This is a genomic window from Arthrobacter sp. NtRootA1, assembly GCF_019976975.1.
Taxonomy (GTDB): domain Bacteria; phylum Actinomycetota; class Actinomycetes; order Actinomycetales; family Micrococcaceae; genus Arthrobacter; species Arthrobacter aromaticivorans.
Window position 1 is genome coordinate 462,250 of record NZ_AP024630.1, and the last position, 23,843, is coordinate 486,092.

At 62.6% G+C, this 23,843-nt stretch carries 21 protein-coding genes; 3 read left to right on the plus strand and 18 right to left on the minus strand.

The annotated features are described in order from the left end of the window. Positions 1 to 321 precede the first annotated feature (321 nt). Genes LDN90_RS02275 through LDN90_RS02285 form a run of 3 tightly spaced genes read right to left on the minus strand, consistent with a single transcriptional unit; the run spans position 322 to position 3,559 of the window. Complete coding sequence (locus LDN90_RS02275) at positions 322 to 1,251, minus strand: hypothetical protein (RefSeq protein ID WP_223947754.1); 930 nt, start codon at positions 1,249 to 1,251, stop codon at positions 322 to 324. Positions 1,252 to 1,306: 55 nt separating this feature from the next. Then, positions 1,307 to 1,816: a MarR family transcriptional regulator gene (locus tag LDN90_RS02280; protein WP_223947755.1), complete on the minus strand. Its 510-nt coding sequence runs from the start codon at positions 1,814 to 1,816 to the stop codon at positions 1,307 to 1,309. 24 nt (positions 1,817 to 1,840) lie between these two features. Further along, positions 1,841 to 3,559, minus strand: coding sequence for an AMP-binding protein (locus LDN90_RS02285; RefSeq protein ID WP_223947756.1), 1,719 nt, complete (start codon positions 3,557 to 3,559; stop codon positions 1,841 to 1,843). 136 nt (positions 3,560 to 3,695) lie between these two features. On the opposite strand from LDN90_RS02285, the gene LDN90_RS02290 reads away from it, so the two are divergent. Beyond that, positions 3,696 to 4,916 (plus strand): acyl-CoA dehydrogenase family protein, encoded by a 1,221-nt coding sequence (locus LDN90_RS02290; RefSeq protein ID WP_223947757.1) that lies wholly within the window; start codon positions 3,696 to 3,698, stop codon positions 4,914 to 4,916. Between the two features lie 69 nt (positions 4,917 to 4,985). Here LDN90_RS02290 and LDN90_RS02295 read toward each other — a convergent pair whose 3' ends face one another. From LDN90_RS02295 to eat, 14 genes are all read right to left on the minus strand, one after another. After that, on the minus strand, positions 4,986 to 6,590 hold the full coding sequence (locus LDN90_RS02295) for an APC family permease (RefSeq protein ID WP_223947758.1): 1,605 nt from the start codon (positions 6,588 to 6,590) through the stop codon (positions 4,986 to 4,988). Positions 6,591 to 6,998: 408 nt separating this feature from the next. Further along, positions 6,999 to 8,639: a GMC oxidoreductase gene (locus tag LDN90_RS02300; protein WP_223947759.1), complete on the minus strand. Its 1,641-nt coding sequence runs from the start codon at positions 8,637 to 8,639 to the stop codon at positions 6,999 to 7,001. Next, positions 8,640 to 10,151 (minus strand): aldehyde dehydrogenase family protein, encoded by a 1,512-nt coding sequence (locus LDN90_RS02305; RefSeq protein ID WP_223947760.1) that lies wholly within the window; start codon positions 10,149 to 10,151, stop codon positions 8,640 to 8,642. A gap of 161 nt (positions 10,152 to 10,312) precedes the next feature. After that, positions 10,313 to 10,576, minus strand: coding sequence for an antibiotic biosynthesis monooxygenase (locus tag LDN90_RS02310; RefSeq protein WP_216922184.1), 264 nt, complete (start codon positions 10,574 to 10,576; stop codon positions 10,313 to 10,315). A gap of 78 nt (positions 10,577 to 10,654) precedes the next feature. Beyond that, positions 10,655 to 10,948: a hypothetical protein gene (locus LDN90_RS02315; protein WP_216922182.1), complete on the minus strand. Its 294-nt coding sequence runs from the start codon at positions 10,946 to 10,948 to the stop codon at positions 10,655 to 10,657. A 175-nt stretch (positions 10,949 to 11,123) separates the two neighbouring features. Then, positions 11,124 to 11,963, minus strand: a complete 840-nt coding sequence (locus LDN90_RS02320; RefSeq protein WP_223947761.1) for a sulfurtransferase — start codon at positions 11,961 to 11,963, stop codon at positions 11,124 to 11,126. Positions 11,964 to 12,036: 73 nt separating this feature from the next. Continuing rightward, positions 12,037 to 12,639: a TetR/AcrR family transcriptional regulator gene (locus LDN90_RS02325; protein ID WP_223947762.1), complete on the minus strand. Its 603-nt coding sequence runs from the start codon at positions 12,637 to 12,639 to the stop codon at positions 12,037 to 12,039. A gap of 44 nt (positions 12,640 to 12,683) precedes the next feature. Next, positions 12,684 to 13,442: a MerR family transcriptional regulator gene (locus LDN90_RS02330; protein WP_223947763.1), complete on the minus strand. Its 759-nt coding sequence runs from the start codon at positions 13,440 to 13,442 to the stop codon at positions 12,684 to 12,686. 91 nt (positions 13,443 to 13,533) lie between these two features. Then, a complete protein-coding gene (locus LDN90_RS02335; RefSeq protein WP_223947764.1) occupies positions 13,534 to 14,184 on the minus strand; it encodes a PadR family transcriptional regulator in 651 nt (216 codons plus the stop codon). 221 nt (positions 14,185 to 14,405) lie between these two features. Then, the gene (locus tag LDN90_RS02340; protein ID WP_223947765.1) at positions 14,406 to 15,188 is read right to left on the minus strand and encodes a 3-oxoacyl-ACP reductase; all 783 of its coding nucleotides are present in this window, start codon (positions 15,186 to 15,188) and stop codon (positions 14,406 to 14,408) included. Positions 15,189 to 15,218: 30 nt separating this feature from the next. Next, entirely contained in the window at positions 15,219 to 16,589 is a 1,371-nt protein-coding gene (locus LDN90_RS02345) for an aldehyde dehydrogenase family protein (RefSeq protein ID WP_223947766.1), read from the minus strand. Beyond that, positions 16,586 to 17,344 carry a gamma-glutamyl-gamma-aminobutyrate hydrolase family protein gene (locus LDN90_RS02350; RefSeq protein WP_223947767.1) on the minus strand — a complete coding sequence of 253 codons (759 nt, stop codon included), beginning with the start codon at positions 17,342 to 17,344 and terminating at the stop codon, positions 16,586 to 16,588. The genes LDN90_RS02345 and LDN90_RS02350 overlap by 4 nt, the downstream gene beginning before the upstream one ends. Further along, a complete protein-coding gene (locus LDN90_RS02355) occupies positions 17,325 to 18,707 on the minus strand; it encodes a glutamine synthetase family protein (RefSeq protein ID WP_223947768.1) in 1,383 nt (460 codons plus the stop codon). Before LDN90_RS02355 ends, LDN90_RS02350 begins: the two co-directional genes overlap by 20 nt. A 50-nt stretch (positions 18,708 to 18,757) precedes the next feature. After that, positions 18,758 to 20,188 carry an ethanolamine permease gene (gene eat / locus LDN90_RS02360; RefSeq protein ID WP_223947769.1) on the minus strand — a complete coding sequence of 477 codons (1,431 nt, stop codon included), beginning with the start codon at positions 20,186 to 20,188 and terminating at the stop codon, positions 18,758 to 18,760. A gap of 285 nt (positions 20,189 to 20,473) precedes the next feature. Here eat and LDN90_RS02365 point away from each other — a divergent pair, with 285 nt between their 5' ends. Further along, positions 20,474 to 21,190, plus strand: a complete 717-nt coding sequence (locus LDN90_RS02365) for a GntR family transcriptional regulator (RefSeq protein WP_223947770.1) — start codon at positions 20,474 to 20,476, stop codon at positions 21,188 to 21,190. 198 nt (positions 21,191 to 21,388) lie between these two features. Beyond that, positions 21,389 to 22,210, plus strand: a complete 822-nt coding sequence (nadE, locus tag LDN90_RS02370; protein ID WP_223947771.1) for an ammonia-dependent NAD(+) synthetase — start codon at positions 21,389 to 21,391, stop codon at positions 22,208 to 22,210. A gap of 563 nt (positions 22,211 to 22,773) precedes the next feature. Here the strand turns inward: nadE and LDN90_RS02375 are convergent. Further along, on the minus strand, positions 22,774 to 23,793 hold the full coding sequence (locus LDN90_RS02375) for a LacI family DNA-binding transcriptional regulator (RefSeq protein WP_216922161.1): 1,020 nt from the start codon (positions 23,791 to 23,793) through the stop codon (positions 22,774 to 22,776). Positions 23,794 to 23,843 lie beyond the last annotated feature (50 nt).

The following is a 23,843-nucleotide window of genomic DNA, read 5'->3' on the forward strand; positions in this document are numbered from 1 at the left end:
GAAGTATCAGTACCGCACCCTAGCAGCCACCGCGGACTTCGGACAGCACGACGCCGGCCGGACAGTCAGACTGTCCGGCCGGCGTCGTTGTTTCTTGGGCGATGTGCCCTTCAGCAGACTTTCCGGCCCCTTTCCGCATTCATTGGATCCGGCCAGTTGCCGACGAAGTCGGGCCAAAAGCCGATGCGTTGGCTGGCGGATGCCCTTGCGTGGTTGCGGGCGGGGATCTGGATCTTGCGAAGCATGAGTGCCTCCTGACTGATGAAATGCCTGCGACGGTCGCCGCAGGTGGTGATGCCTGCCAAAGCAGGAATCACCGCATCAGTCAGGTCGGGACCCTGGATCGAACGAAGGTTGTGGTGCTGCGCTTCGCTGCCGGTCCGTCACAGGTCCGGCTCGCGGCGGCGGCAGTGGTGAGAGGACGTCCGGGATGTCGGATGATCCGGGGGCGGAAGTGCTTGGGCCGCGGGCTCCGGATGAGCCTGCAGCACTTGGCGTCAAGGCGGGATGAAGTGGCGGGTCCGGAACGGGATTCACGGGGCCTGGCATTAGGGCGGCCGGGACGCCCACTGGGTCAAGCATTGAAAAGGGCCCGGGGAGCGTGATGCCTCCGAGTAGAGGTGCCCCGGCCTGCGTGGTTTGGAGTACGACGGCGAGGGGCAGCGTTGCGCTGCCTGCCGGCGAGGTAGTGGTTTCCCCGAAGGTTGGCACCGTAGGCGAGGCAACGCCGTCGAGCGCGTTAGGCAGCTGATTTGGCAGCGGCTCCGGTAGGAGGCCTTGCGGTGGAGGAAGGGGAGTGGCAGTCAGCCCGGGCAACTCCGGCGCATCGGGTAAGCCCGGCAACGCGGGCACCGGGAATATGTCAGGTACTTCGGGCAGGAGGCCCGGGACATCCTCCACTGGAAGTAACCCCTGTACCTCGGGAACCACGACGTCGACGGGAGCTTCCGGGACGGTCACTGCAGGCAGCGTGGGAACAACAGGAACCTCAGGCAGTGCCGGAACCTCGGGTATCGGCTCAAGACTGGAGGCCACTGAATCAACAGCGTCTTCAACGGATGTGATCGACGGGGCCTGCAAAGTCTGGGTGAGCGAGGTGGAGCCGCTGGGCAGCGGCGGAATGACGGGCACAATGTCCGTCGCTGCTGCGGAAGGCCCGGCCAGCCAGACCATCCATGCGGATGAACCCAGCATGGCCAACAGGAAAGGGCGCAGAAGTACGCTGCGGCGTTGTCCCGGGTCCTTGGCCATGCTCCACCCCCACTGCGGCAATGGAATCTCAGGATACGCTCGCGAGCGCCTTCAGTCACTCCTCGGTGAAATCCCCGGCATCCCTGCGGAAGGTGCCCAGGACGCGGATGAGGTGATCGACGTCGTCGGCCCCGAAGCCCGAGTTGCCGAAAACTTCGGAGTTGAGGGCCGCCGTCGCCTTCTTCGCCAGGGTGCGGCCTTCTGCGGTGAGTTCGATCAGCGTGGTGCGTCCGTCGGTTGGGTGTGGGGAACGGGCCACCAGGCCCGCCTTTTCGAGACGATCGACGGCGTTGGTCACCGAGGTGGGGTGCACCTGCAGGAGCGCACTCGCCTTGTTCATGGGGAGTGCGCCGCTGCGGGCGAAACTCAGCAGCGCGAGGAGTTCGTAGCGTGCGAACGTCAGTCCGAACGGTTTGAGGACCGTCTCGATGCGTGCAAGCAGGATCTGCTGGGTGCGCATGATCGCTGTGATGGCAGCCATGGGCGCGGCAACATCGCCCCAACCATGCCGTTCCCAGTTTCGTTGGGCGTCGGCGATGGGGTCGCGGGGGAGTGGGGTGCCCATGGGCCTCCTTCGTTGCTCGGGTGGCTAGTCTTTCAGATTCGGGAACTCTTCCTCGGTGTACTCCAGGCCGAGACCGGCCGGCAGCGGTCCGCTGCCGTGGCGCGCCACTTCCGTGCCGCGTAGTTCCACGCGCCTGATCTTGCCTGAAATGGTCTTGGGCAGTTCGCCGAATTCGAGTCGCCGGATCCGTTTGAAGGGCGCCAGGTGCTCCCGACAGTATCGCAGGATGTCCTCGGCAACGGCAGGTCCGGGTTCGTAGCCGGCGGCGAGCACCACAAACGCTTTCGGCACCGAAAGCTTCACGGGGTCAGGCGAAGGTACGACGGCGGCCTCCGCCACTGCGGGGTGTTCGATCAGTACGCTTTCGAGTTCGAAGGGCGACAAACGGTAGTCGGAGGACTTAAAAACGTCGTCGTCCCGGCCCACATAGGTGATGACGCCGTCGGCGTCCCGGCTCGCCATATCCCCGGTGTGGTAATAACCGTCGCGGAACGCTTCTGCTGTTTTCGCTTCATCGCCGAAGTAACTCTTCATGAGCCCCACGGGCCGGGGGTCCAAGCGCAGGCAGAGCTCGCCGTCGTCGGCTTCTTGTCCGGTGAGCGGGTCCACAAGGACGGCGTCGTACCCGGGCAGCGGGCGTCCCATGGAACCGATCTTCACCGGCTGTGCCGGCGTGTTCGCGATCTGGACGGTGGATTCGGTCTGGCCGAAACCGTCGCGGATGGTGACGCCCCAGGCTTCCTCCACCTGGCCGATGACTTCCGCATTCAGCGGTTCGCCGGCGGACACCACCTTTTGGGGCGGCGAGGCCAGTTGCGTGAGGTCTGCCTGGATGAGCATGCGCCAGACGGTTGGCGGCGCGCAGAAACTCGTGACTCCTTCGCGGCCCATTTGGTCCATGAGGGCGGCTGCGTTGAAGCGTTCGTAGTTGTAGATGAAGACGCAGGCCTCGGCGATCCAGGGTGTGAAGACGTTGGACCAGGCGTGCTTGGCCCAGCCGGGGGAGGCGACATTGAGGTGCACGTCGCCGGGTTCAAGGCCGATCCAGTACATCGTGGAAAGGTGGCCCACGGGGTAGGAGGTGTGGGTGTGCTCCACGAGCTTGGCCCGCGAAGTGGTGCCGGACGTGAAGTAGAGCAGCATTGTCTCGTCCGCTTTGGTGGGGGCGTCGGGCGTGAACTCTTGCGGTGCGGAGAATGAATCTGCATACTGCTTGGCTTCGGCATTGGAGGGTTCCGCGCCGATCTCGATCAGCGTGTAATCGCCCTCCACAGCGGTGAACTTCCCAATGTTGGCGCTACCCGCGGCCACCCAGTTTGCGCCGCCGCGTTCTACCCGGTCTTGAAGATCCCGGGCGACCATGAGGGTGGTGGTGGGGATCATGACGATGCCCAGCTTGATGCCGGCCAGCATGAGCTCCCATAGCTCCACCTGGTTGCCGAGCATGATGATCATGTGGTCCCCGCGCTTGACGCCCTCGTTGCGCAGCCAGTTGGCAAGTTGGGAGGACCGCTTTGAAAGGTCCGCGAACGTGCGCCGTGTGGAACTGCCGTCCTGCTCCACGATGACCAGTGCCGGTTTGTTTCCCCGTTCCGGATCCGCAGCAATCTGGTCGAACCAATCCAGGGCGAAGTTGAATTCGTCAAAACGTGGCCATTCGAATTCACTGTGCGCCTGCTTGTAGTCCTCGCGCAGTTCCAGCAGCCGGTCACGGGCCGCACGGAAGTCTTCTGTGACTGTCATAGTCCGCCTTTCGCTGGGGAATACTGCCTCGGCGCCGTCGCCGGAGCATCCCGCCTAGTGGTCCACATCACCTTGCAATATACTAGGACATCCAAGGGTTTGGAAGAGCCTGCGTTGGACATGACGAAGGGGTCAAATGCTCGACGAAAAAGCAGCTGCCGGCACCGTTACCAGCGGCGAACCGACACAGAAAGTCCTCCCTCCTTATCCGGAGGCGGACCTGATGCACGTGGTAGACCTGCTTCCTGCGGGGGAGCGGGCGCGGTACGCGGAGGTGCGGGAGTTCCTCCAAACGCGGATCCGCGCCGCCAGCATCGAATACTGGAACCGAGAAGAGTTCCCGTTCGGGCTCCTGGCCGAGATGGCCAAATATGGGCTCGGCGGGCTGCAGACCGACGGCTCCTCCAAGCTGTTCAAGGGCCTCATGTACACCGAGATTGCCCGGGCGGACGTATCGCTTTCCGCGCTGGTGGGCATCCATAACGAACTCATCGTCGGCATGATCCATGAACTTGGCTCTCCCGAACAAAAGCGGAAGTGGCTGCCGGGGCTGGAGGCCTTTACCCAGTTGGGCGCCTTCGCGCTCACGGAACCGGACCACGGATCGGACATCGCCGGAGGACTCTCGACGACGGCGCGACGCGACGGCGGCGAATGGGTCATCAACGGTGCCAAGCGCTGGATTGGGGCCGGCACGATTGCCGACTTCGCCTTGGTGTGGGCCCGTGATGTGTCTGATCACCAGATCAAGGGCTTCATCGTGGAGGCGGACCGGGCAGGCTACTCGGCCACCAAGATCACCAACAAGATCGGCCTCCGCATCATGCAGAATGCGGACATCACACTGGACGACGTCCGGATTCCCGTGGATAACGTGCTGCCCGGCGCCACGGCGTTTTCGCGGGCCAATGACCTGCTGCGGGATTCGCGGGCCTGGGTTGGTTGGCAGGCTGCAGGCATCCAATTGGCGGCCTTCGATATTGCCCGTTCCTACGCGCTGGAACGCAAGCAGTTCGGCAAGGAATTGGCCAGGTTCCAGCTCATCCAGCAGCAACTTGCGGACATCCTGGGCAACGCCAATGCCTCACTGTCCTTGATGGTGGAACTCGCACGTATCCAACAAGCGGGCAAGCTGGAAATGGTGCAGGCCGCGATGTGCAAGGCGACCACCACACGCTTGGCGCGCTCGTCCGTGGCTATGGGCCGATCCCTGATGGGCGGAAACGGCATCACCACGGATTACGAGATGGGCAAGCTCTTTGGCGACGCCGAAATCCTGTACACCTACGAGGGCAGTTACGAGATCAACTCCATGATCGTGGCCAGGGCGGTAACGGGAAAGTCGGCGTTCGTCTAAATCGACAATGAGGGCATCTCTTCGCCCGCGGAACGCCGGCGAAGAGATGCCCTCATTTGGAAACTGCTATTAGCTTCGGGTTAGGACCTGGATAGGCTCTGCCGAGGCTGGCTCCGGGGAGGCTGGTTCGGGGGAGGGGGCCGCAGCAGCGTGCTCGGCCAAAACCCCGGTCCGGTGCCTGATGCGGAGGCGGTAAAGGAGCGTTCCGCCGATGATCACCGCAGCAACGAACATAACGCCGCCCCACTGCAGGTACCACTCGAAGGGCGGTACTGAGTTGTAAATCTCCGGCCGTGGCCAGATCAGGTTCAACGTCATCGCTCCACCCCAGAGCACTGCCACTATGTTCACGGGCAGTCCCCATTTGCCGAGGCTGAACCCCGGTTCGGATCCGTCGTCCTTCAGGGGCCACTTCTTAAGGAACCGGCGCCGCAGCATTGGCACGGTGACCAGCAGGTAGGAGAGGTAGATCAGGACGATGCTGATGCTGGAAAGAATCGTGAAGATGGCCGGCTGGGAGATGTTGACGATCAGCGGGATCACCGCCACTGTACCGATAACGATGGCAGCCACCGTGGGGGTTTTGCGGGTGGGGTGAACTTTGCTGAGCTGGCGGCTGAAGGGGAGGTTGTTGTCCCTGGCCATGGCGAACATCATGCGGATTGCTGCTGCATGCACGGCCAGCGTGCAGACCACGACTGCCACCACGATGCAGACCAGGAAGGCCTTGCCGAAGGGGCCGCCCAGCACCGAAAGAACGATGTACTGCAAACCGCCATCGGCAGCTCCCAGCTTGGGATCGGACAGATCGGGTGCGGCCAGGATTCCGCCAAGGAGGAGTAGTCCGCCCAAGAGGAAGGACGCCGTAACAGCACGCAGGATAGCCTTGGGAGCCGTGCGCTTGGGGTCCTTGGTTTCCTCGCCGAGGGAGCTGGCGGTGTCGAACCCGTACATGACGTAGCCGGAGGCCATGGCGGCAATCATGAACACCCCGAAGAAGCCCAGGGGATGTCCTTCGCCGAATCCGGCAGTGTCCAGGAGGACTTCCGGTCCCCGTACTGAATGCCAAATCAGCGCCGCGATCAGCAGGACGGCGGCAACCAGTTCTACGAATACGCCCACACTGTTGATCATGGTCATGAGTTTCACGCCGAAAGCGTTGATGAGTGTGGAAATGCCGATCATGATGCTGGCGAGGATGACACCGTTGACGGCGAAGTCGTAAGGGCCGGTTCCATCGCCCACAAGCTGGAAGCCGCTCCAGATCTGCGGCAGGGTGATTTGAAGGGCCAAGGCAACTGATCCCAGCGCCATGATCGAGGAAAGCAGGAGCAACCAGCCCGCCAACCAGGCCCACGTTCCGCTTGAGAGCCGTTTGGCCCAGTTGTACACAGATCCAGCCACCGGGTAGCGGCCGGCCAATTCGGCAAAGCACAGGGCCACCATCAGCTGGCCGACAAAGACGATGGGCCATGACCACGCGTAGGCGGGTCCGGCCGTGGAAAAGCCGAAGTAAAAGAGTTGAAAAACGCCGGTGAGGATGGAGATGTAGCTGACGCCGGCGGCGAAGCTGGCGAACTTGCCGATGCTGCGGTCAAGGGTTTGCGCGTAGCCAAACTCGTCCATGCCGCTTGCATCGCTCTTGCTGGGTCCTAATTTGCTGGGTTCTGACATTCGAACTCCTAACTCAGACGTGCACCGAATGGTGATGACCTGCGGCCGCCATTGGTCGCAGTCGAAATCAAAAGGCCGGGCACCACTATGTGCCTCCGGCTGTTCCCCCATTTGTTGTTACGGGGCTGGCTGGGCCTTCGATGTGGTCGAAGTCCGGACCATGCCCGCCAAGCCGCAACCGTATAGGTGTGGCGTGGGTCATAAGAAGAGGTTAGTTCAGATTGAACAGGCGTTCAAGACTTGTTATGAACAAATGTTCAAGATAATGTGGCGCCTTTTCAGGCATAGCGCCCCTGGACGCGGAAACGCGGACACGGAAACGTGAGCACGGAAACGCGGGCACGGAAAACGCCGGTGGGGGCGCTGGGTGTGCACCCTCCACCGGTGCTTTCAGTGGCAACCACCTGCTCAGGCGGGGGTCAAGCTGAAGTCCGCCACCGCCGTCGTGGTTTCATCTGTCCGGCTGGCCTTGATGAGGTCCGCGCATCGCTCACCAATCATCATGACGGTGATGTTGGGATTGACGGTGACGTGCTCGGGCATGACGGAGGCATCCGCAACGCGCAGGCCGGTGACGCCCTTGACCCGCAACTCCGGATCCAGCGGGGACATGTCATCGTCCACGGGACCCATCCGGACAGTGCCGACGGGGTGGTAGACCGTGTTGTGCGTTTTGCGGATGTAATCCTGCAGTTCCTCGTCCGTCTGTGCCTCGATACCAGGGGAGAGCTCCCGGCCGGCCCATTCAGCCATGGCGGGCTGCGCGGCGATTTCCCGCGCCTTGCGGATGCCGGCAACCATGACCCGCATGTCGTGGCCCTCCGGATCCGTGAAGTAGCGGGGGTCAACCATCGGCTTGTCGCGGAAGTCCCGGCTGCGGAGCCGGACGGTTCCGCGGGAACGGGCGTGGGTGACGTTCGGGGTGAGGCTGAAGCCATTCTCCGTGGTGGGGTAGCCGTACCGAAGGGTGTTCATGTCGAACGGGACAGAGCCGTAATGCATCATCAGGTCGGGGCGATCCAAACCCTCTTCGGTGGGGGTGAAGATACCGATCTCCCACCACTGGGTGGAGCTCTCCACCATCGGCTGCTTTGCCTCGAACTGCACCACGCCTTCCGGGTGGTCCTGCAGGTGCTCGCCGACACCGGGGGAATCGACCACCACGTCGATGCCGTGTGCTGCGAGATGCTCGGCCGGGCCGATGCCGGACAGCATGAGGAGCTTGGGAGAGTCGATGGCTCCCGTGGACAGGATGACCTCGCGATGCGCTGTGAGCCGGTGGGTCCGGCCGAAAGCCGAGTCGACGACGTCGACGCCGGTGCAGCGCTTGTCTGCGTCGAACACCAGTTGGCGGGCACGCAGGCCGGTCAGCAGCGTGAAATTTTCACGATCGATGATGGGGTGGATGTAGGAAACCGAACTGGAGGAACGCGTCCCGTCCGCACGGCGGTTGATCTGGAAGAAATTGGCCCCGTTGATGACAGTGCTGCCGTCATTGAACTTTGCGCGGGGGATGCCGGCCTGCTCGCAGGCGTCAAGAAGCGCGACGCCGGTGGGATCCGCCGGGGGCACGTTCATCAGGTGCACGGGCCCCGAGTCGCCATGGTGAGGAGCCTCCGGGCCTGCATCCTCGTTGGTTTCCAGTCGCTTGTACAAGGGCCAGGCGGCAGCAGCGTTCCAGCCGGTGGCGCCATACTTTGACTCCCACTCGTCCAGGTCCTCGCGGGGAGCCCAGAAAGCGATGCATGAGTTATGGCTCGAGCAGCCACCCATGACCTTGGCGCGGGCATGGCGCATGAAGGAGTTGCCGTTCTCCTGCGGTTCCACTGGGTAGTCCCAGTCATACCCCGACTCCAGCAGTTCCATCCATCGGTCAAGCTGCAGAATCTCAGGGAGGCCGCGGTCATCCGGACCAGCTTCAACCAGTGCAACGGAAACGGAAGGATCCTCGCTCAGTCGTGCGGCCACTGCAGCGCCGGCAGAGCCGCCGCCGATGACGACGTAGTCGAACCCTCGGTCATTGAGGTTCTCAATGTTGTCGGTGTGCATCTATTTCTCCTTGCTGCGGTCAGCGAACCAGCCCGTTACCTGCGGGTTGGTGTTCTGGTAGATGTGCTTGGCTTCCTGGTATTCAGCGAGTCCGGTGGGACCGAGCTCGCGGCCGACGCCGGACTGGCCGAAGCCGCCCCATTCGGCCTGTGGAAGGTAGGGGTGGTAGTCGTTGATCCAAACGGTGCCGTGGCGCAGGCGGCCTGCTACCCGCTGAGCCTTGCCTGCATCCTGGGTCCAGACTGCGCCGGCCAGTCCGTAGATGGTGTCGTTCGCGGTGGCCACGGCTTCGTCTTCCGTCCGGAAGGTTTCCACCGTTACTACCGGGCCGAAGGCTTCGTCGACCACAACCGACATTCCCCGTTGGACGCGATCCAGGATGGTCGGCTGGTAGTAATAGCCGGCGTCGTACTTCTCTCCTTCAGGCGCTGCGCCACCACACCGCAACCGTGCGCCTTCCGCCACGCCACGCTGGACGTAGGCATCCACCTTGTCGCGGTGGGCTGCAGAAATCAGCGGTCCGGTCTCGGCGGACTCATCGAACGGGCCACCGAGGCGGATGTCCTTTGCCCTGCGGACCAGCTCGTCGACGAAGCGCTCGGCGATGGATTCCTCCACCACCAGCCGTGCCCCGGCGGAGCAGACCTGGCCTGAGTGCACAAAGGCCCCGTTCAGCGCATTGTCTACGGCGGCGTCGAAATCAGCGTCAGCAAACACGACGTTGGGGTTCTTGCCGCCGAGCTCAAGCGCCAGCTTCTTAACAGTGCCGGCTGCGGCGGCGGCAATGCGCTTGCCGGTTTCCAATCCGCCGGTGAAGGAGACCAGGTCAATGTCAGGGTGCTCCGAGAGGGGTGCGCCCGCCTTGGCGCCCGGGCCAGTCACGAGGTTGGCGACGCCGTCGGGCAGGCCAAGGTCCTTGAGCAGCTGCATGGCAAGGATTGCGGTGGACGGGGTCAGCTCGGCCGGCTTGAGGACGAAAGTGCAGCCAGCGGCCAGTGCGGGCGCGATCTTCCATGCGGCCTGCAGCAGCGGGTAGTTCCACGGCGTGATCAAACCGCAGACGCCAACGGGCTCGTAGACGATTTTGCTGGCGACGGCGTTGTCCCCGGCATCGACTACCCGGCCCGCCGACTGCCCGGCGAGCCTTCCGAAATATTCGAAGCAGGCAGCGATGTCGTCAATGTCGATACGGCTTTCGATGATCCGCTTGCCGGTGTCCAGCGATTCGGCGCGGGCGAACTTCTCCCGGCGTTCGCGCAGTTCCGCGGCGACCTTCAGCAGGAACGCACCGCGATCGGGCGCCGGGACAGAAGACCAAACGCCGGAGTCAAAGGCTGCCCGAGCGGCAGAAATGGCGCGCTCGGCATCTTCGCGGCTGGCTTCAGACACCGTGGCGACCAGTTCGCCGTCGGCCGGGTTGTGGATTGTGCGGACCGCGCCGGACGCAGCCGGCTCCCACGAGCCGTTGATGAAAAGCGTGGATGCGGTTTCGGAGAATGTGGCTTGGGTCATACATTGGAGATTAGTGCATCTTGAACATCTGTTCAAGGGTACGTATGAACAAATGTTCAAAATTTTCGGGCTGCGCGTTAGGTACTGCTACTGCCATTCCGGGGCAGACAACAACGGCGCCCCTACCCGTTGCCGGAGGGCGCCGTCGTGGTCCGAAGGGGCTATTCGTAGAATTCGATTCTTGGCTCTCCGATGACTCCACCGCGTTTCATGGCTTCCTGGAGTTCGGGGTTGGCGAAGAAGGCCTGCGCCTTCTCTACTGAGTCAAAATAGTGCAGCACGAGCACGGTGTCGGGGTCATCCGCCTTCCGGTGGAAAGATTCCTGTGTGACGCCGCCCGCGGCCTGCAGATCCGCAACGCTTTTATAGACGTCATGCCATGCGCCAAAATCAGCCACTTTGTGGGTAACAACGGACAGTGCCATGGACTTCTCCTTAAGGTGGTGTAGCTCAAAAACCGGGACGGCGGGGGCCGGCGTCCCGCGTCAGACTCTGCGAGGCTGTCAGTCCTCAGGTCCCGCCGTCTGGAAATTGTGGACATCGAAATAGCTGATCTCCGGCTGCGCGATTCCGAGTTCGGCTGTAACTGGGCCGAGCTTGTTTTGATAGAAGGAATCGGCTTGTTCGCGGGTCCGCCATACATCCACGATCCGGGCGCCATGGTCAGTCCCCGATACCCAATGGAAAAGCCCGCCCGGGGCCCCGGGTCCGCCCGGAGCGAGTCCTAGTCGCTGCACCACTTTGTCATAATCCTCCAGGGTGCCTTCGGTGAAATCCATGATTACTGCAATGGCCATAATGGACCTCCAATGGGATTGGCGGGGGATGATCCCACTGCCATTCGCAACGCTAGACCCGCCCAAATACGCGGTCAATAGGCCCCTGACGGGGAGTAAGGAGGCTGCTCTGCAGGGGCGGTTTGGGTGCAGTGTTGCTACGCAAACCACCGGCGATTCCCATGGGCGGCGACTGTCAGCCAAGCTCGGCCCGGCGGCCGGGCTCGGCTCCGTACTCTGACCACCCGCCTGCGTAGAGGCGGCCGCGGCCAAGTCCTGCATGCTCGAGAGCGAGAAGGTTGTGGCAGGCCGTGACGCCTGATCCACAGTAGGAGATGACGGCAGTCGCATCTTCGATCCCAACCTTCGCAAACGCTCGTCGGACCTCGGCGATCGGGCGCAGGCGTCCATCCGGGGCGAGGTTCCCACGGCACGGGACGTTCACGGCGCCGGGGATGTGTCCGGCTTGGGGATCGGTGGGCAGCTGCAGGCTTCCGTCGAAGCGGTCGGCATTCCGGGCGTCGAGAATGATCCCGGCAGCCCCTGCGCTAATGTCCTCAAGCCGGGCTAGAAGCTCCTTCGGCCACGGAGACGGCGTGAAAGTCGCGGGCGTCGGCTTGGCGGGTATCGTCTCGAGCGGTCCTGTCCACGCGGCAATCCCGCCGTCGAGCAGCGCCGCCCGATGCCCCAGCGCACGCAGCATCCACACGAGCCGCGCTGCGATGACTCCTCCCGCGTCGTCATACGCGACGACGGTCGTTGAGTCGCCGATTCCCAAGGAAGACATTCCCTGTGCGAACACTTCGGGGTCGGGAAGAGGGTTCAGGCCGTGTGGTCCCGAGCTGCCCGACAGCCAAGAGTCCAGGTCCACGAACACCGCGTCTGGAAGATGCCCGCCGTCGTACGCTGCACGGCCTGACGCGCCGTCGAGGTACCACCGAACATCAGTGGTGACAACGTTGGTTCGGTGTGCCTTGAGCCATTCGGCATCAACAAAGGGCGGAAGGTCCGCTGAGGTTATCCGACGATCATCCATACAGTGCAGGCTAGAGGGTGCGTCCACTATTCGAGCAAAAACGTCCCATCATGTGGACTGGTGTGCATGCGTCTCAACGGTCGCTGTGACGCGAAGGGGCGAAAGCGATCTGCTCCGTGCGGGCAATGCCACGCTCGATGGCCGCCTTGTCTATGCCCAGGAGCGTGGTGAGCCACATGCCGTTTTGCACGACGACGATGTCTGCTGCGCGCTCACTGCTCTCATCGGCGGAAAGCTCTGGTTTGGCATTCCCTATGAGTGTGGCAAGCCCGTCCAGATACCGGTCGAAGGCCGCCGCGTTGATCCGTGCAAAGTCCTCGTGAGCTTGGGCGAGGGCCCAGAGGTGGAGGCGGAGGGACAGATACGGAGTGGTCAGGAGATCGGGGTCTGCAACGCGCCGAAGTGACTCCCGGAGTTGCTCCTCAGGGGTTGACGCCGGCTCCGGCTCCACGAGCATGAGGTCGTGCTCTTCGATCCGGTGCAGCACCGCGCGGATCAAGCTCGACTTGTCCTCGTAGTAGTAGTTCACGAGCCCCAGCGCCACACCGGCTTCGCGTGACACGGCACGCATGTTGATGCCCGAAATGCCGTGGCGTGACAACAGTTCCAAGGCAGCCTCGAGAATGCGTGCTTGCCTGTCAACCTGTTCGCCGGACTTTGCGGTGCTTGTACCCATTCGGTCAGACTATTGCCAAACCCGGATCAGCGCATCCCGGACGACTACAGGTTTCCTTCTGCGTAAACGCGCAGGGCGTCCCGGACGAACGTCGCTCCTGACTCCCCGCCATAGTTCGCGGCAAATCGAGGGTCAGCGACGTACATTTCGCCGAGGCCTGTGACGTAGCCCTTTACGTCTCCACCGGGAGTGGCGGACGGTGTGCCGGGGATTCCGCGGAGCCACTCGACGTGGCGCCTTGCCAGTTCTTGTGCTTCAGCGCTGTCGGGTGTGATTCCGGACGTCGCAGCGGAGATCCAGTCGCTCCCCAGTTTCCGGGAGCGTTCCTTCCATTGCTGCTTTTCTTCGGCGCTCATACCGCGCCACCAAGCGTCACTGGTGGCGTAAGCGTCCTTGCCCCAGCGCTCCTCTACCTCGTCCTTGTACTGAGTGTGGTCGAAGCCGTCAAACATGTCCTGTGCCATGTACTTTCCATCCCCTTTCAACGTGTCAATGGTTTGCCGCACCGACGCGATTTGCCGCGACAGGCGGTCCTGCTCTTGCCCAAGCCATTCCAGGTGGCCGCTCAACGCCTTGACGGTGTCGGTCTCCCTGGCAAGCACGTCCGCAATCGCGGGCAAGCCAAGTCCAAGCTCCCTGAGCAGGAGGATCCGCTGAAGCTGCACCAAAGCCGGACCGTCGTAATAGCGGTAGCCGTTATGACCGGTCCGGCTTGGCTTGAGCAGCCCAATATCGTCGTAATGACGCAGCGTGCGGCTGGTGGTCCCTGCCATCTTGGCGATTTCCTGGATCGACCAGTCCATGTCTCCTCCGTCCTGGCCCTCTTGTTCCTGGCTTGTCCTTTGACAGTAATGGTTGACGTTACGTCAAGGTCAAGGGGGTGGATTGGAGGAATTAGTCGGCCAGGATCAGGTACAGCGCGCGCCGGGTTTCATCGAGCTTCTCGATTGCCGCCCTGCGTTGTTCGTCGGTTGCCGCACCGCGGAACTGGTGGACGACGCCCATGAGTTTCCCGATGCTTTGGTGGAACTCTTGCATGTTTCCGTCCGCCTCGGTGTTCCAGGCGTTGGCGAGTTCTTCTTCATGCTCGGCAACGTAGGCGCGGCCGTCGTCCGTCAATGTGAATTCCGTCCGACGCCCCTCGCCCGCGGCTGTGATGAGCTCTTCATCAACCAGCTGCTGCAAGGTGGGGTAGACGGATCCGGGGCTGGGCCGCCAGGCTCCGGAGGTCTTCTCGGCGATGGTCTTGATCAGTCCGTAGCCGTTGGAAGGAGCCTCGGCCAGCAGGGAGAGGATCGCCGCGCGGACGTCGCCGCGGTTGCGCCGTGGACCGCCCGGCCCGAAGCCGCGGGGACCGAAGCCGCCAGGGCCAAACCCGCCAGGTCCGAATCCCGGACCGAAGCCCGGCCCGAATCCGCCCCCGCCGTGGCCGCCCGGTCCGCGACGGCCTTTGCCTCGATTGAAGCGACCTCGACCATGTCCATGCTCGGGATGTCCGTGGCCGTGTTCAGGGAAATTGTTGTCGTGTTCGTTGATGCCTTTCATAACAGCATCGTCCTTTCGGTAGTGGTTCGCCGAAGGAATATCGGCGATAGTTAACGATATATCGGTAACTATCGGAACGTCAATAGCCGTTTTTTGGGGTGGAACGGTTGGGATGTGAGCGAGCATCGGGGAAACGGTTGGGATGTGAGAGAGCGTTAAAGCCCGACGGCGGGTGCGGACTTCACGAAAAGTCCGCACCCGCCGTCGAGCTTCCCAGGGAGTTACGAAAGGGGAGTGACGTAAGCCCCTGAGATACCGCCATCCACCAGGAACGTGGAGGCCGTAATGAAGGAAGCGTCGTCGCTGGCGAGGAACGCGACGGCCGCGGCCAGTTCCTCCGGTTCGGCAAAGCGACCCAGAGGCACGTGGACCAGTCGGCGGGCTGCCTTTTCCGGATCCTTGGCGAAGAGTTCCTTCAACAGGGGAGTGTTCACGGGGCCGGGGCAGAGCGCGTTGATTCGGATGCCCTGCCGCGCAAACTCGACGCCGAGTTCCCGGCTCATGGAGAGAACACCGCCCTTGGACGCGCTGTAGGAAATCTGTGAAGTTGCAGCGCCCATGACAGCCACGAACGATGCCGTGTTGATGATGGAGCCCTTGCCCTGCTCCTGCATGTAGGGAATGGCGTACTTGCAGCAGTAGTAGACGGAGGTCAGGTTCGCTTCCTGCACCCTGCGCCAGGCGTCGATGCCGGTGTCGAGGATCGAAGCGTCGTCGGCGGGGGAGATGCCGGCGTTGTTGAAGGCGATGTCCACGCTGCCATACGTCTCCTTGGTCTGGGCGTAGAGATTGCGGACTTCTTCTTCGCTGGTCACGTCAACTTTGACGAACAAGCCGTCTACTTCGCTGGCGGCCGCAATCCCGGAGGTCGGTTCGATGTCGGCGATCACGACGTTGGCGCCTTCTGCGGCCATCCGGCGTGCTGTGGCCAGGCCGATGCCGCTGGCACCGCCAGTGATGACTGCGCTGCGGCCGGCGAGACGGTTGGAAACTACTGATTGCATTGGTGCTCTCCTTTGAAAAGTGGAAAAAGATCAGGCTGACTGGGTGGAAATGAAGACGTTCTTGACCTCGCTGAAGGCATCCAGCGCGTCAGGGCCGAGTTCGCGGCCAAGGCCTGACTGTTTGAAGCCGCCAAACGGGGTGGAGTACCGGACGGACGAATGGGAGTTCACCGAGAGGTTGCCCGATTCGACTCCCCGGGCTACACGCAGTGCGCGGTCCACCTTTGAGGTCCAGATGGACCCAGACAGGCCGTACTCGGTGTTGTTGGCGATGCGGATGGCGTCCGCTTCGTCGTCGAACGGCACAACTGCAACAACCGGGCCGAAGATCTCATCCGTGAATGACGGAGCTTTCAGGTCCGGCGTCAGCACTGTGGGCGGGAACCAGAAACCCGGCCCCTCCGGCGCCTTCCCCCGGAAGGCGACCGGTGCGCCGTCGGGCACGAAAGCGGACACCGTACTGAGTTGCTGGGCCGAAATCAGGGGGCCCATAGTTGTGGCCGGATCTGCAGGGTCTCCGACGCGCATGCCCAGGACCTCTGGCTCCAACAGCTCAAGGAACCGGTCATAGACGCTGCGCTGCACAAGGATCCTGGAGCGTGCGCAGCAGTCCTGCCCGGCATTGTCGAAAGCGCCACCGGGAGCGGCGGCCGCAGCCATCTCAAGATCGGCGTCGTCGAAAACGATGTTGGCGCTCTTGCCGCCCAGTTCAAGCGTCACGCGCTTCACCTGGTCCGCGCAGCCGGCCATGATCTGCTTGCCCACGCCGGTCGAGCCAGTGAAGACCACCTTCCTGACCGCCGGATGCGTCACGAACCGCTGGCCCACCACGGAACCCTTGCCGGGAATCACTTGGAAGACGCCCTTAGGAAGGCCAGCCTCAAGAGCCAGCTCACCAAGACGGATAGCGGTCAGCGGTGTCACCTCCGCCGGTTTGAGCACCACAGTATTGCCTGCGGCCAGGGCGGGAGCGAACCCCCATCCTGCTATCGGCATCGGGAAATTCCAGGGAACAATGATGCCAACAACCCCCAGCGGCTCGTGGAAGGTCATGTTGACCCCGCCTGCCACGGGAATCTGGCGACCGAAGTGACGTTCCGGAGCGGCTGAGTAGTAATTGAGGACGTCGCGGACGTTGCCCGCTTCCCATCGCGCGTTGCCAATGGTGTGCCCGGCGTTGCGCACCTCCAGTTGCGCGAGGTTCTCCAGGTCATTGTCGACGGCGGCAGCGAACCGTCGCAGCAGCAGCGCCCGGTCCGCGGGGGCAACGGCCCGCCACGTCTCGTAGGCAGCGGCTGCCTTGGCAATGGCGGCGTCCGTTTCCGCCGGGCCAGCCAAGGGAACGGTCTGGATGACCTCCTCCGTGGCCGGATTGATCACATCAAACACTGTTGCTGTCATGCGGGGGACATCGCTTTCATGGTTGTGGTCTGGTCTGAGCGGTAGCTGGCGGCAGCTTCCACAAAGCCGCGGAACAGCCGGAGATCCTCGGGGTTCTGTTCCGGATGGAACTGGACCCCCAGCACCCAGCCGCCCTCGGTTGCTTCAACGGCCTGGGCCAGGCCATCCGCGGAGCGGGCCGTGACGCGCAGGGCTTCAGGCACGGTCTCCAAGGCTTGGTGGTGGTAGCAGGGGGACGTGGCGGAGCCGCCCAGCAGGTGGTGGATGAGGCTGCCCGGGGTGGTGGTGAAGGATGCCTCTCCATAAACACCAGGTGCCGGCTGGCTCTTGCTGTCAGGAATGACGTCGGGGATGTGCTGGATCAAGGTCCCGCCCAGTACGACGTTGAGGAGTTGCGCTCCCCGGCAGATCGCGAACAGCGGGAGTTCGCGCTCAAGCGCGGCACGGATCAGGGCGGAATCGTGCCTGTCGCGCAGCGGCTGTGGTTTGGTTGCGGGGTGGGGCGCCTCACCGTAGAGGGAAGGATCGACGTCGGGACCTCCCACCACGATCAAGCCGTCCACCAGATCCAGCACGGATTCGTCGGTGCCCAACGGAGGGAGCAGGATGGGTGTTCCTCCGGCAGCGACCACCGCCTCCACGTACGTTCCCGGGAGAATCGCCGCCGTCGTATTCCACACTCCCCAAGATGCCTCTTGAAGGTAACTGGTGAGCGCGATCCGCGGCCGGTAAGTTTCAGAGACGTTCGAAGCCACGGACCCGCTCCCAATCTGTGATGGCGCTGTCATAGGCGGTGAGCTCCACATTGGCGGCGTGGACGTAGTGATCCACCACGTCGTCGCCGAAAGCCTTGCGCGCAATGCTGCTTTCAGCCAGGAGGTCCCGCGCGTCCCGCAACGTGGTGGGGAGGCGGTCCGCGTCCGACTCGTAAGCATTGCCCTTGGTGATTGCCGGCAACTGGAGATCGTTTTCGATGCCATGGATGACAGCGGCGATCATTGCAGCCACTGCCAGATAGGGGTTCACGTCGCCGCCGCCCACACGGTTCTCAGTGCGGAGGCCCCGGCCGTGGCCCACCACGCGGAGTGCGCAGCTGCGGTTGTCCAGGCCCCAAGCGATCGCAGTTGGTGCGAAGCTGCCCTCCACGAAGCGTTTGTAGGAATTGATGTTGGGCGCCAGGAAATAGGCGAGTTCGCGCAGCGCCGCGAGTTGACCGGCAACGAACCGTTCCATCAGGGGACTAAAGCCGTGTTCGCCGTCGCCCGCCAGTACGGGGTTCCCGTCCAGGTCGGTGAGGCTGAAGTGGATGTGGCAGGAGTTGCCTTCACGCTCATTGAACTTGGACATGAACGTGATGCTCTTGCCGTGCTGGTCGGCGATTTCCTTGGCCCCGTTCTTGTAGAACGTGTGCTTATCGCAGGCGGCGAGGGCTTCATCGAAGCGGAACGTGATTTCCTGCTGCCCGAGATTGCATTCGCCCTTGGACGACTCGACCACCAGACCTGCAGCTTCCATGTTGTTGCGAATTGAGCGGATCACTGGTTCCAACCGGGCTGTGGCAAGGAGCGAGTAGTCCACGTTGTACTGCGTCGACGGCGCGAGGCCGGTGTAGTTCTTCTGCCAGGCCTGGTTGTATGAGTCATCGAACATCAGGAATTCAAGCTCGGTCCCTACATGGGCCCGGTAGCCCAGCTTTTCGAGCCGCTCGATCTGGGCCTTCAGGATCTGCCGCGGTGATGCTGCCACCGGTGTCCGGTCCGTCCACAGGACATCGCACTGCACAATGGCTGTGCCTTCGAGCCAGGGAACCCGGCGAAGCGTCGAAACGTCCGGCAGCATCACCATATCCCCGTAGCCCGTTTCCCAGGACGACATCGCGTAACCGTCCACGGTTTGCATCTCAACATCCACGGCGAGCAGGTAGTTGCAGCCCTCCGCGCCGTGATCAAGAACGTCTTCGAGGAAGGAACGTGCACCGCAACGCTTGCCCTGGAGCCGACCCAGTGCGTCGGTGATGGCGACGATGACAGTATCTATCTCGCCGCTTGCTACGGACTCGCGCAGTTCGTCGACGGTGAGCTGCCGGTTCCGGCTGGACTCTTGGATGTGGGAATTCATGATGTCTCCGCAGTGTGGTTCTGTGAGTGGATGTCAGGTTCTGCTGGCTGTTACTTCAGCTCGGCCTCGGCCATGGCGAGTTGGGCGAACTCTTCTTCGGGTGCGCCCGCCACGATCCGGTGCCGGCTGTAGAGCCAGTAGTAAAGGAGGGCAGCGGCAAAAATCGCTGCCGTAATGGAAGCGGCAAAGACGTCGACGACGAACGTCGCCACGACTGCCACCGCGGACAGGACCAGGGCAATCGACGTCGTGACGATCCCGCCCGGCGTCGTGTAGCCGCGTTCCAAATTGGGTTCCTTCTTGCGAAGGACGATGTGCGAGAGGTTCAGCAGGACGTAGGAAACGGTCGCGCCGAAGACTGCGATGTTGATGAGCAAGGCGCCGTCGTGGGTGATCGCCGCAAGGAGGAAGCCGATGGTGCCCGGAACGATCAAGGCCCAGTATGGGGTGCGCCGCTTCCCGGTCAGGGAGAGCCAGCGTGGCAGGTATCCGGCCCGTGAGAGGGCAAACAGTTGCCGTGAGTAGGCGTAAATGATGGAGAAGAAGCTGGCCACCAGCCCAGCCAGGCCCGCGTAGTTAATGAAGTCCGCGAGGAAGGTGTTGCCGCCATAAGCGATGCGCAGGGCTTCCGGAAGCGGGTTGTCGGATCCGCTCATGGCTTGCGAGCCGGCTGCTCCCGGGACCAGGACCAGCATGAGAGCGCCAAAAATGACCAGGATGATGACGGCCACAATGATTCCCCGGGGCATGTCCCGCTTGGGATTCGAGGTTTCTTCAGCCGCGAGCGGAACGCCCTCCACTGCCAGGAAGAACCAAATGCCGTAGACCAGGGCAGCAAGGATGCCGCTGATGCCCATGGGCAAGAAGGCGCTGGAGCCTGCGGATCCATCGGGAACAATATCGAACAACCGGGCGGCATCGAACTTGGGAAGGAGGCCGACGACGGCGGCGGCCAAAGCGATGGTGGCCACCGCGGTGATGGCGAACATGATCTTCAGGGCTTCGCCGACTCCGCGGATGTGAATGCCGATGAAGATGACGTACGTGACCAGGTAGACCGGCCATGAGTTTGTGAGGCCAAAGAGGCCAAGTGCCTCTACGTAGCCGCCGATGAAGGTGGCAATAGCGGCCGGCGCCACCGCGTATTCGATGAGGACCGCCATACCTGTCGCGAATCCACCGAGGGGTCCCAGTGCCCGGCGGGCGAATGCATAGCCAGCCCCCGCCGTCGGGAGCGTTGATGAGAGCTCAGCGAGCCCGAAAACCATGCAGGTGTACATAACGGCCATGAGCAGGAAAGCGATCAGCAGGCCACCCCAGCCTCCTTGTGCCAGGCCCAGGTTCCAGCCCGCGAAATCGCCAGAGATCACGTAGGCCACTCCGAGCCCCGCGAGGAGAACCCATCCAGCGGCACCCCGTTTGAGGCGCCGGTGCTTCAAATACTCATCCTCGCCGCCGGGCGGCTGGTGCACTGTTTCCATGCGTGTTCCTATCGTCTGAGGAATGCTTCTGGGAAAAGTCGAGCGGGGGATCAATCAGATCCTAAAGGACTGTTTTCAGTCCAAAGTGTGCTTCAAAGTCTGGAGGCTCCTTCGGTGGGAGTCAAGACTTTTCTCAAAAACATGATGACTTGGATCACAATTGGAGGCGTGTCCAATGGTTTCTTTGATGACCTTTATTGGTCAGCGTGGGTAGCATGGAGGCAGCAGCGCCCTGTGAACGGCCTCACTTATTGGCGCAGCCCGCATTCCGTGGAAGGAGATGCCGTGCCGGACTCACCGTTTGGCCCGTCGTTCTCGATGCTGCGCCCAGTCAGGGGCGGCAACGCGTTCGAAGAGACCATCGAACACATTCTGCAGACGATCAAGCTGGGGATCTTCGCCCCGGCCGAAAAACTGCCGCCCGAGCGAGAACTGGCCGAACAATTGGGAGTCTCCCGGGCCACCCTTCGCGATGCCTTGGGGGAGTTGCAGAGTGCCGGCTATCTGGAAGTCCAGCGCGGCAGGTATGGGGGAACGTACGTCTCCGCATCAGCAGTCCAGCGCCAGCCGGACCAAGGGCCGCTCGATCCCGCCGAGGTGGAGGACGTCCTGCTGTTCAGGTCCATCATCGAGCCCGCCGCTGCTTCTTTGGCCGCCAAAGCGGACCTCTCCGCGGCTGCCCGGAGGCACCTGCAGGTCTGTCTCTCCGAAGTGAGCGCTTCCCCCGCCGTGGGCTACCGACCCCGCGATGCCCGTTTCCATATCGCAGTTGCCGAATTGTCCGGCTCCGCAAGCTTGGTGGGCGCGGTGGCCGAAACACGATCAAGGCTCAACGAACTCCTGGACCGGATTCCCTTGCTCAGCACCAACCTGGACCACGCCAACGAGCAACACGCCGAGATAGCCGAGGCCATCCTGCGCGGCGATGCCCCCGCCGCTGAACGGGCAACTATTGAACACCTGGAAGGAACGGCTTCATTGCTGCGCGGCTTCCTCGCCTGATCCTCGCTCACATCCGACGGGTTTTTTACGGTTCCTCTCGCACATCCGACGGGTTTTTTACGGTTCCTCTCTCACATCCGACGGGTTTCTGAGGATCGTTCTCTCATGTCCGGCGCGGTCGGGGCCGAATCACGGCGGGGCCGAATCACGGCGCAATATGGTTGAGCCTTAGTCATGCGGCTGACTAGTGTTGGACACATGCGCGAACTCCAGGCCAAGATCATCGAGGAAATGGGCGTCCAGCCCCGGATCAACCCCCAAGAGGAGGTCCGCAAGCGGGTCACGTTCCTGAAGGAATACGTGAAAGCCACGCGCACAAACGGCTTTGTGCTGGGCATTTCCGGAGGACTTGATTCCACTCTGGCCGGCCGACTGGCGCAGCTGGCAGTCGAGGAACTGGAAGCTGAAGGCGTCAATGCGAACTTTGTCGCGGTCCGACTCCCCTACGGTATCCAGCACGACGAAGACGACGCCCAGGCGGCCTTGGACTTCATCAAGGCCAAGACCGAACGGACGTTCAACATCTCCCGCGCGGTGGACGGGTTCGAGGAAGAGTTCGAGAAAACCATCGGCGCTGAAATTTCCGACTTCCACAAAGGCAACACCAAGGCCCGCGCCCGCATGGTTGCCCAGTATGCAATCGCAGGGGAACACAACTACCTGGTGATCGGCACAGACCACGGCGCCGAATCCGTTACGGGGTTCTTCACTAAATTTGGCGACGGCGGTGCGGACATCCTGCCGCTGTTCGGTCTGAACAAGCGCCAGAACCGCGAGCTCTTGGCTGAGCTGGGCGCTTCCGCGCGACTTTGGCAGAAGGTTCCCACGGCTGACCTGCTGGACGACAAGCCGGGCCGTACCGATGAAGACGAACTCGGAGTCACGTACGACCAAATCGACGACTACCTTGAAGGCCGCGAAGTTCCCGACGGCGTCGCGGAGCTCATCGAGCAGAAGTACCTCCGTACGCGCCACAAGCGCACAGTGCCGGTAACCATCTTTGACACGTGGTGGAAATAGCCTCCCGGTTCCTCGCTCACATCCCACGGGCTTTTTAGGATCGTTCTCTCACATCCCACGGGTTATTGGGCGATGTTCTTTCACGTCCCACCGAGCTTCGACGGCCATCGCAGTGACCGATCCCGGCTAGAGTCGGCCTCCGCTGGATCTGATTGCTCCCGGAGGCCCTGCGCGTCCGGGTGAACGAGACCCAGCGAGCAGTTCAGCGTCCGGCATGGCCACGTGAAGCTCCATCATGCCTTCTCAGAAAGAACCTTGCGGTCGCACCGCCCGACGTCGGCCACCCCCGGTGAGTGCCGACGTCGGGGCTTAGCGCATGGCGGCCATCTCGCCGCGGCGCCGGACGCGAGATAGCGATCCCTAAAAGCGGCCGGGATGTGATTGAGCGATCCCTAAAATCGTGCAGGATGTGAGAGAACGATCCCTAAAAGCGGCCGGGATGTGAGAGAACGATCCCTAAAAGCGGCCCGGATGTGAGAGAACGATCCCTAAAGGCGGCCCGGATGTGAGAGAGCGATCCCCGAAAAGCCGCAGGATGTGAGAGAGGATCGCCTCGCGCGGACTTAGGACGGGGCCGGGCCCGTGGAGCCGCGGACCGTGAGGTGAGTGGGCATGACGGCCAGGCGACGCGTGGAGCCGGCGTGCAGCGGATCCAGTTGGGCGAGCAGCATGGAGACGGCAACGCGTCCGGCCTGCTCGATGGGCGAGGCGATCGTGGTCAGGGGTGGATTGCAGAAGTCCGCGCCGAAGATATCGTCGCAGCCCACGATGCTCATATCCTCGGGGACGCGGATGCCCCGCTCGCGAAGCCGCTGCAGCATGCCGATGGCCAGGAGGTCGTTGAAGACGATGCAGGCCGTGGCGCCAGTGCGTGCCGCAGCGTCAGCAGCCGCGGCGCCTGATGTTGTCTTGGGCGTAAACGGGCCAACGTGCGAGGTGATCAGTCCACGCTCGCGGCTCTCGTCTTCGAATGTCTTCCAGCGTTTGGCATTGGACCACGACGACGCAGGCCCGCCAACGTAGCAGATCTTGGAGTGTCCCAGCGAAGTGAGGTGTTCCAGCGCCTGAACCACTGCACCGGGGGTGTCGATCATCACCGTGGGCGCGTTGGCAGAGGACCTGTTGATGGTGACGATGGCCTGTGTGGAGGCTGCTTCGAGTATTTGCGCATCCGTGAGGCGCGAGGCAGCCAGGATGAAACCGTCCGCCGTCCGCTGCATTTTGCGCAGGGTATCGGCCTCCATCTCGGCTGACTCTTCCGTGTCCACGAGCAACTGCGTGTAGCCAGCGGCTTTGAGTTGGTTCTGGGTGCCCCGGATGATGTCGAAGTAGAAGGGGTTGGTGACGTCGGGCACCAGGAGTGCGATTGCGTTGGTGCGTCCGGAACTAAGCCCGCGTGCCTGGGAGCTGGGCACGTAATTCAACGAGGCTGCCGCTTGTTCAACGCGCTCGCGGGTAACGCGGTTCACCCTGCCGGGATTGGACAATGCCCGGGACACGGTTGAGGTTGCGACTCCCGCTAGTTCCGCCACGTCACGGATGGTGGGAGGCGCCGCCGTCGCACGGGCTTTTGCATCTGCCATGTGGCAATTGCAGCACTTTTGGCAACTTTTGGCAAACGCTTGCCGCTTTG

Excerpts from the sequence above, each read along its gene's own strand:
- LDN90_RS02275 (WP_223947754.1), bottom strand. The coding sequence starts at position 1,251 with ATGGCCAAGGACCCGGGACAACGCCGCAGCGTACTTCTGCGCCCTTTC.
- LDN90_RS02280 (WP_223947755.1), bottom strand. The coding sequence starts at position 1,816 with ATGGGCACCCCACTCCCCCGCGACCCCATCGCCGACGCCCAACGAAAC.
- LDN90_RS02285 (WP_223947756.1), bottom strand. The coding sequence starts at position 3,559 with ATGACAGTCACAGAAGACTTCCGTGCGGCCCGTGACCGGCTGCTGGAA.
- LDN90_RS02290 (WP_223947757.1), top strand. The coding sequence starts at position 3,696 with ATGCTCGACGAAAAAGCAGCTGCCGGCACCGTTACCAGCGGCGAACCG.
- LDN90_RS02295 (WP_223947758.1), bottom strand. The coding sequence starts at position 6,590 with ATGTCAGAACCCAGCAAATTAGGACCCAGCAAGAGCGATGCAAGCGGC.
- LDN90_RS02300 (WP_223947759.1), bottom strand. The coding sequence starts at position 8,639 with ATGCACACCGACAACATTGAGAACCTCAATGACCGAGGGTTCGACTAC.
- LDN90_RS02305 (WP_223947760.1), bottom strand. The coding sequence starts at position 10,151 with ATGACCCAAGCCACATTCTCCGAAACCGCATCCACGCTTTTCATCAAC.
- LDN90_RS02310 (WP_216922184.1), bottom strand. The coding sequence starts at position 10,576 with ATGGCACTGTCCGTTGTTACCCACAAAGTGGCTGATTTTGGCGCATGG.
- LDN90_RS02315 (WP_216922182.1), bottom strand. The coding sequence starts at position 10,948 with ATGGCCATTGCAGTAATCATGGATTTCACCGAAGGCACCCTGGAGGAT.
- LDN90_RS02320 (WP_223947761.1), bottom strand. The coding sequence starts at position 11,963 with ATGGATGATCGTCGGATAACCTCAGCGGACCTTCCGCCCTTTGTTGAT.
- LDN90_RS02325 (WP_223947762.1), bottom strand. The coding sequence starts at position 12,639 with ATGGGTACAAGCACCGCAAAGTCCGGCGAACAGGTTGACAGGCAAGCA.
- LDN90_RS02330 (WP_223947763.1), bottom strand. The coding sequence starts at position 13,442 with ATGGACTGGTCGATCCAGGAAATCGCCAAGATGGCAGGGACCACCAGC.
- LDN90_RS02335 (WP_223947764.1), bottom strand. The coding sequence starts at position 14,184 with ATGAAAGGCATCAACGAACACGACAACAATTTCCCTGAACACGGCCAC.
- LDN90_RS02340 (WP_223947765.1), bottom strand. The coding sequence starts at position 15,188 with ATGCAATCAGTAGTTTCCAACCGTCTCGCCGGCCGCAGCGCAGTCATC.
- LDN90_RS02345 (WP_223947766.1), bottom strand. The coding sequence starts at position 16,589 with ATGACAGCAACAGTGTTTGATGTGATCAATCCGGCCACGGAGGAGGTC.
- LDN90_RS02355 (WP_223947768.1), bottom strand. The coding sequence starts at position 18,707 with ATGAATTCCCACATCCAAGAGTCCAGCCGGAACCGGCAGCTCACCGTC.
- eat (WP_223947769.1), bottom strand. The coding sequence starts at position 20,188 with ATGGAAACAGTGCACCAGCCGCCCGGCGGCGAGGATGAGTATTTGAAG.
- nadE (WP_223947771.1), top strand. The coding sequence starts at position 21,389 with ATGCGCGAACTCCAGGCCAAGATCATCGAGGAAATGGGCGTCCAGCCC.
- LDN90_RS02375 (WP_216922161.1), bottom strand. The coding sequence starts at position 23,793 with ATGGCAGATGCAAAAGCCCGTGCGACGGCGGCGCCTCCCACCATCCGT.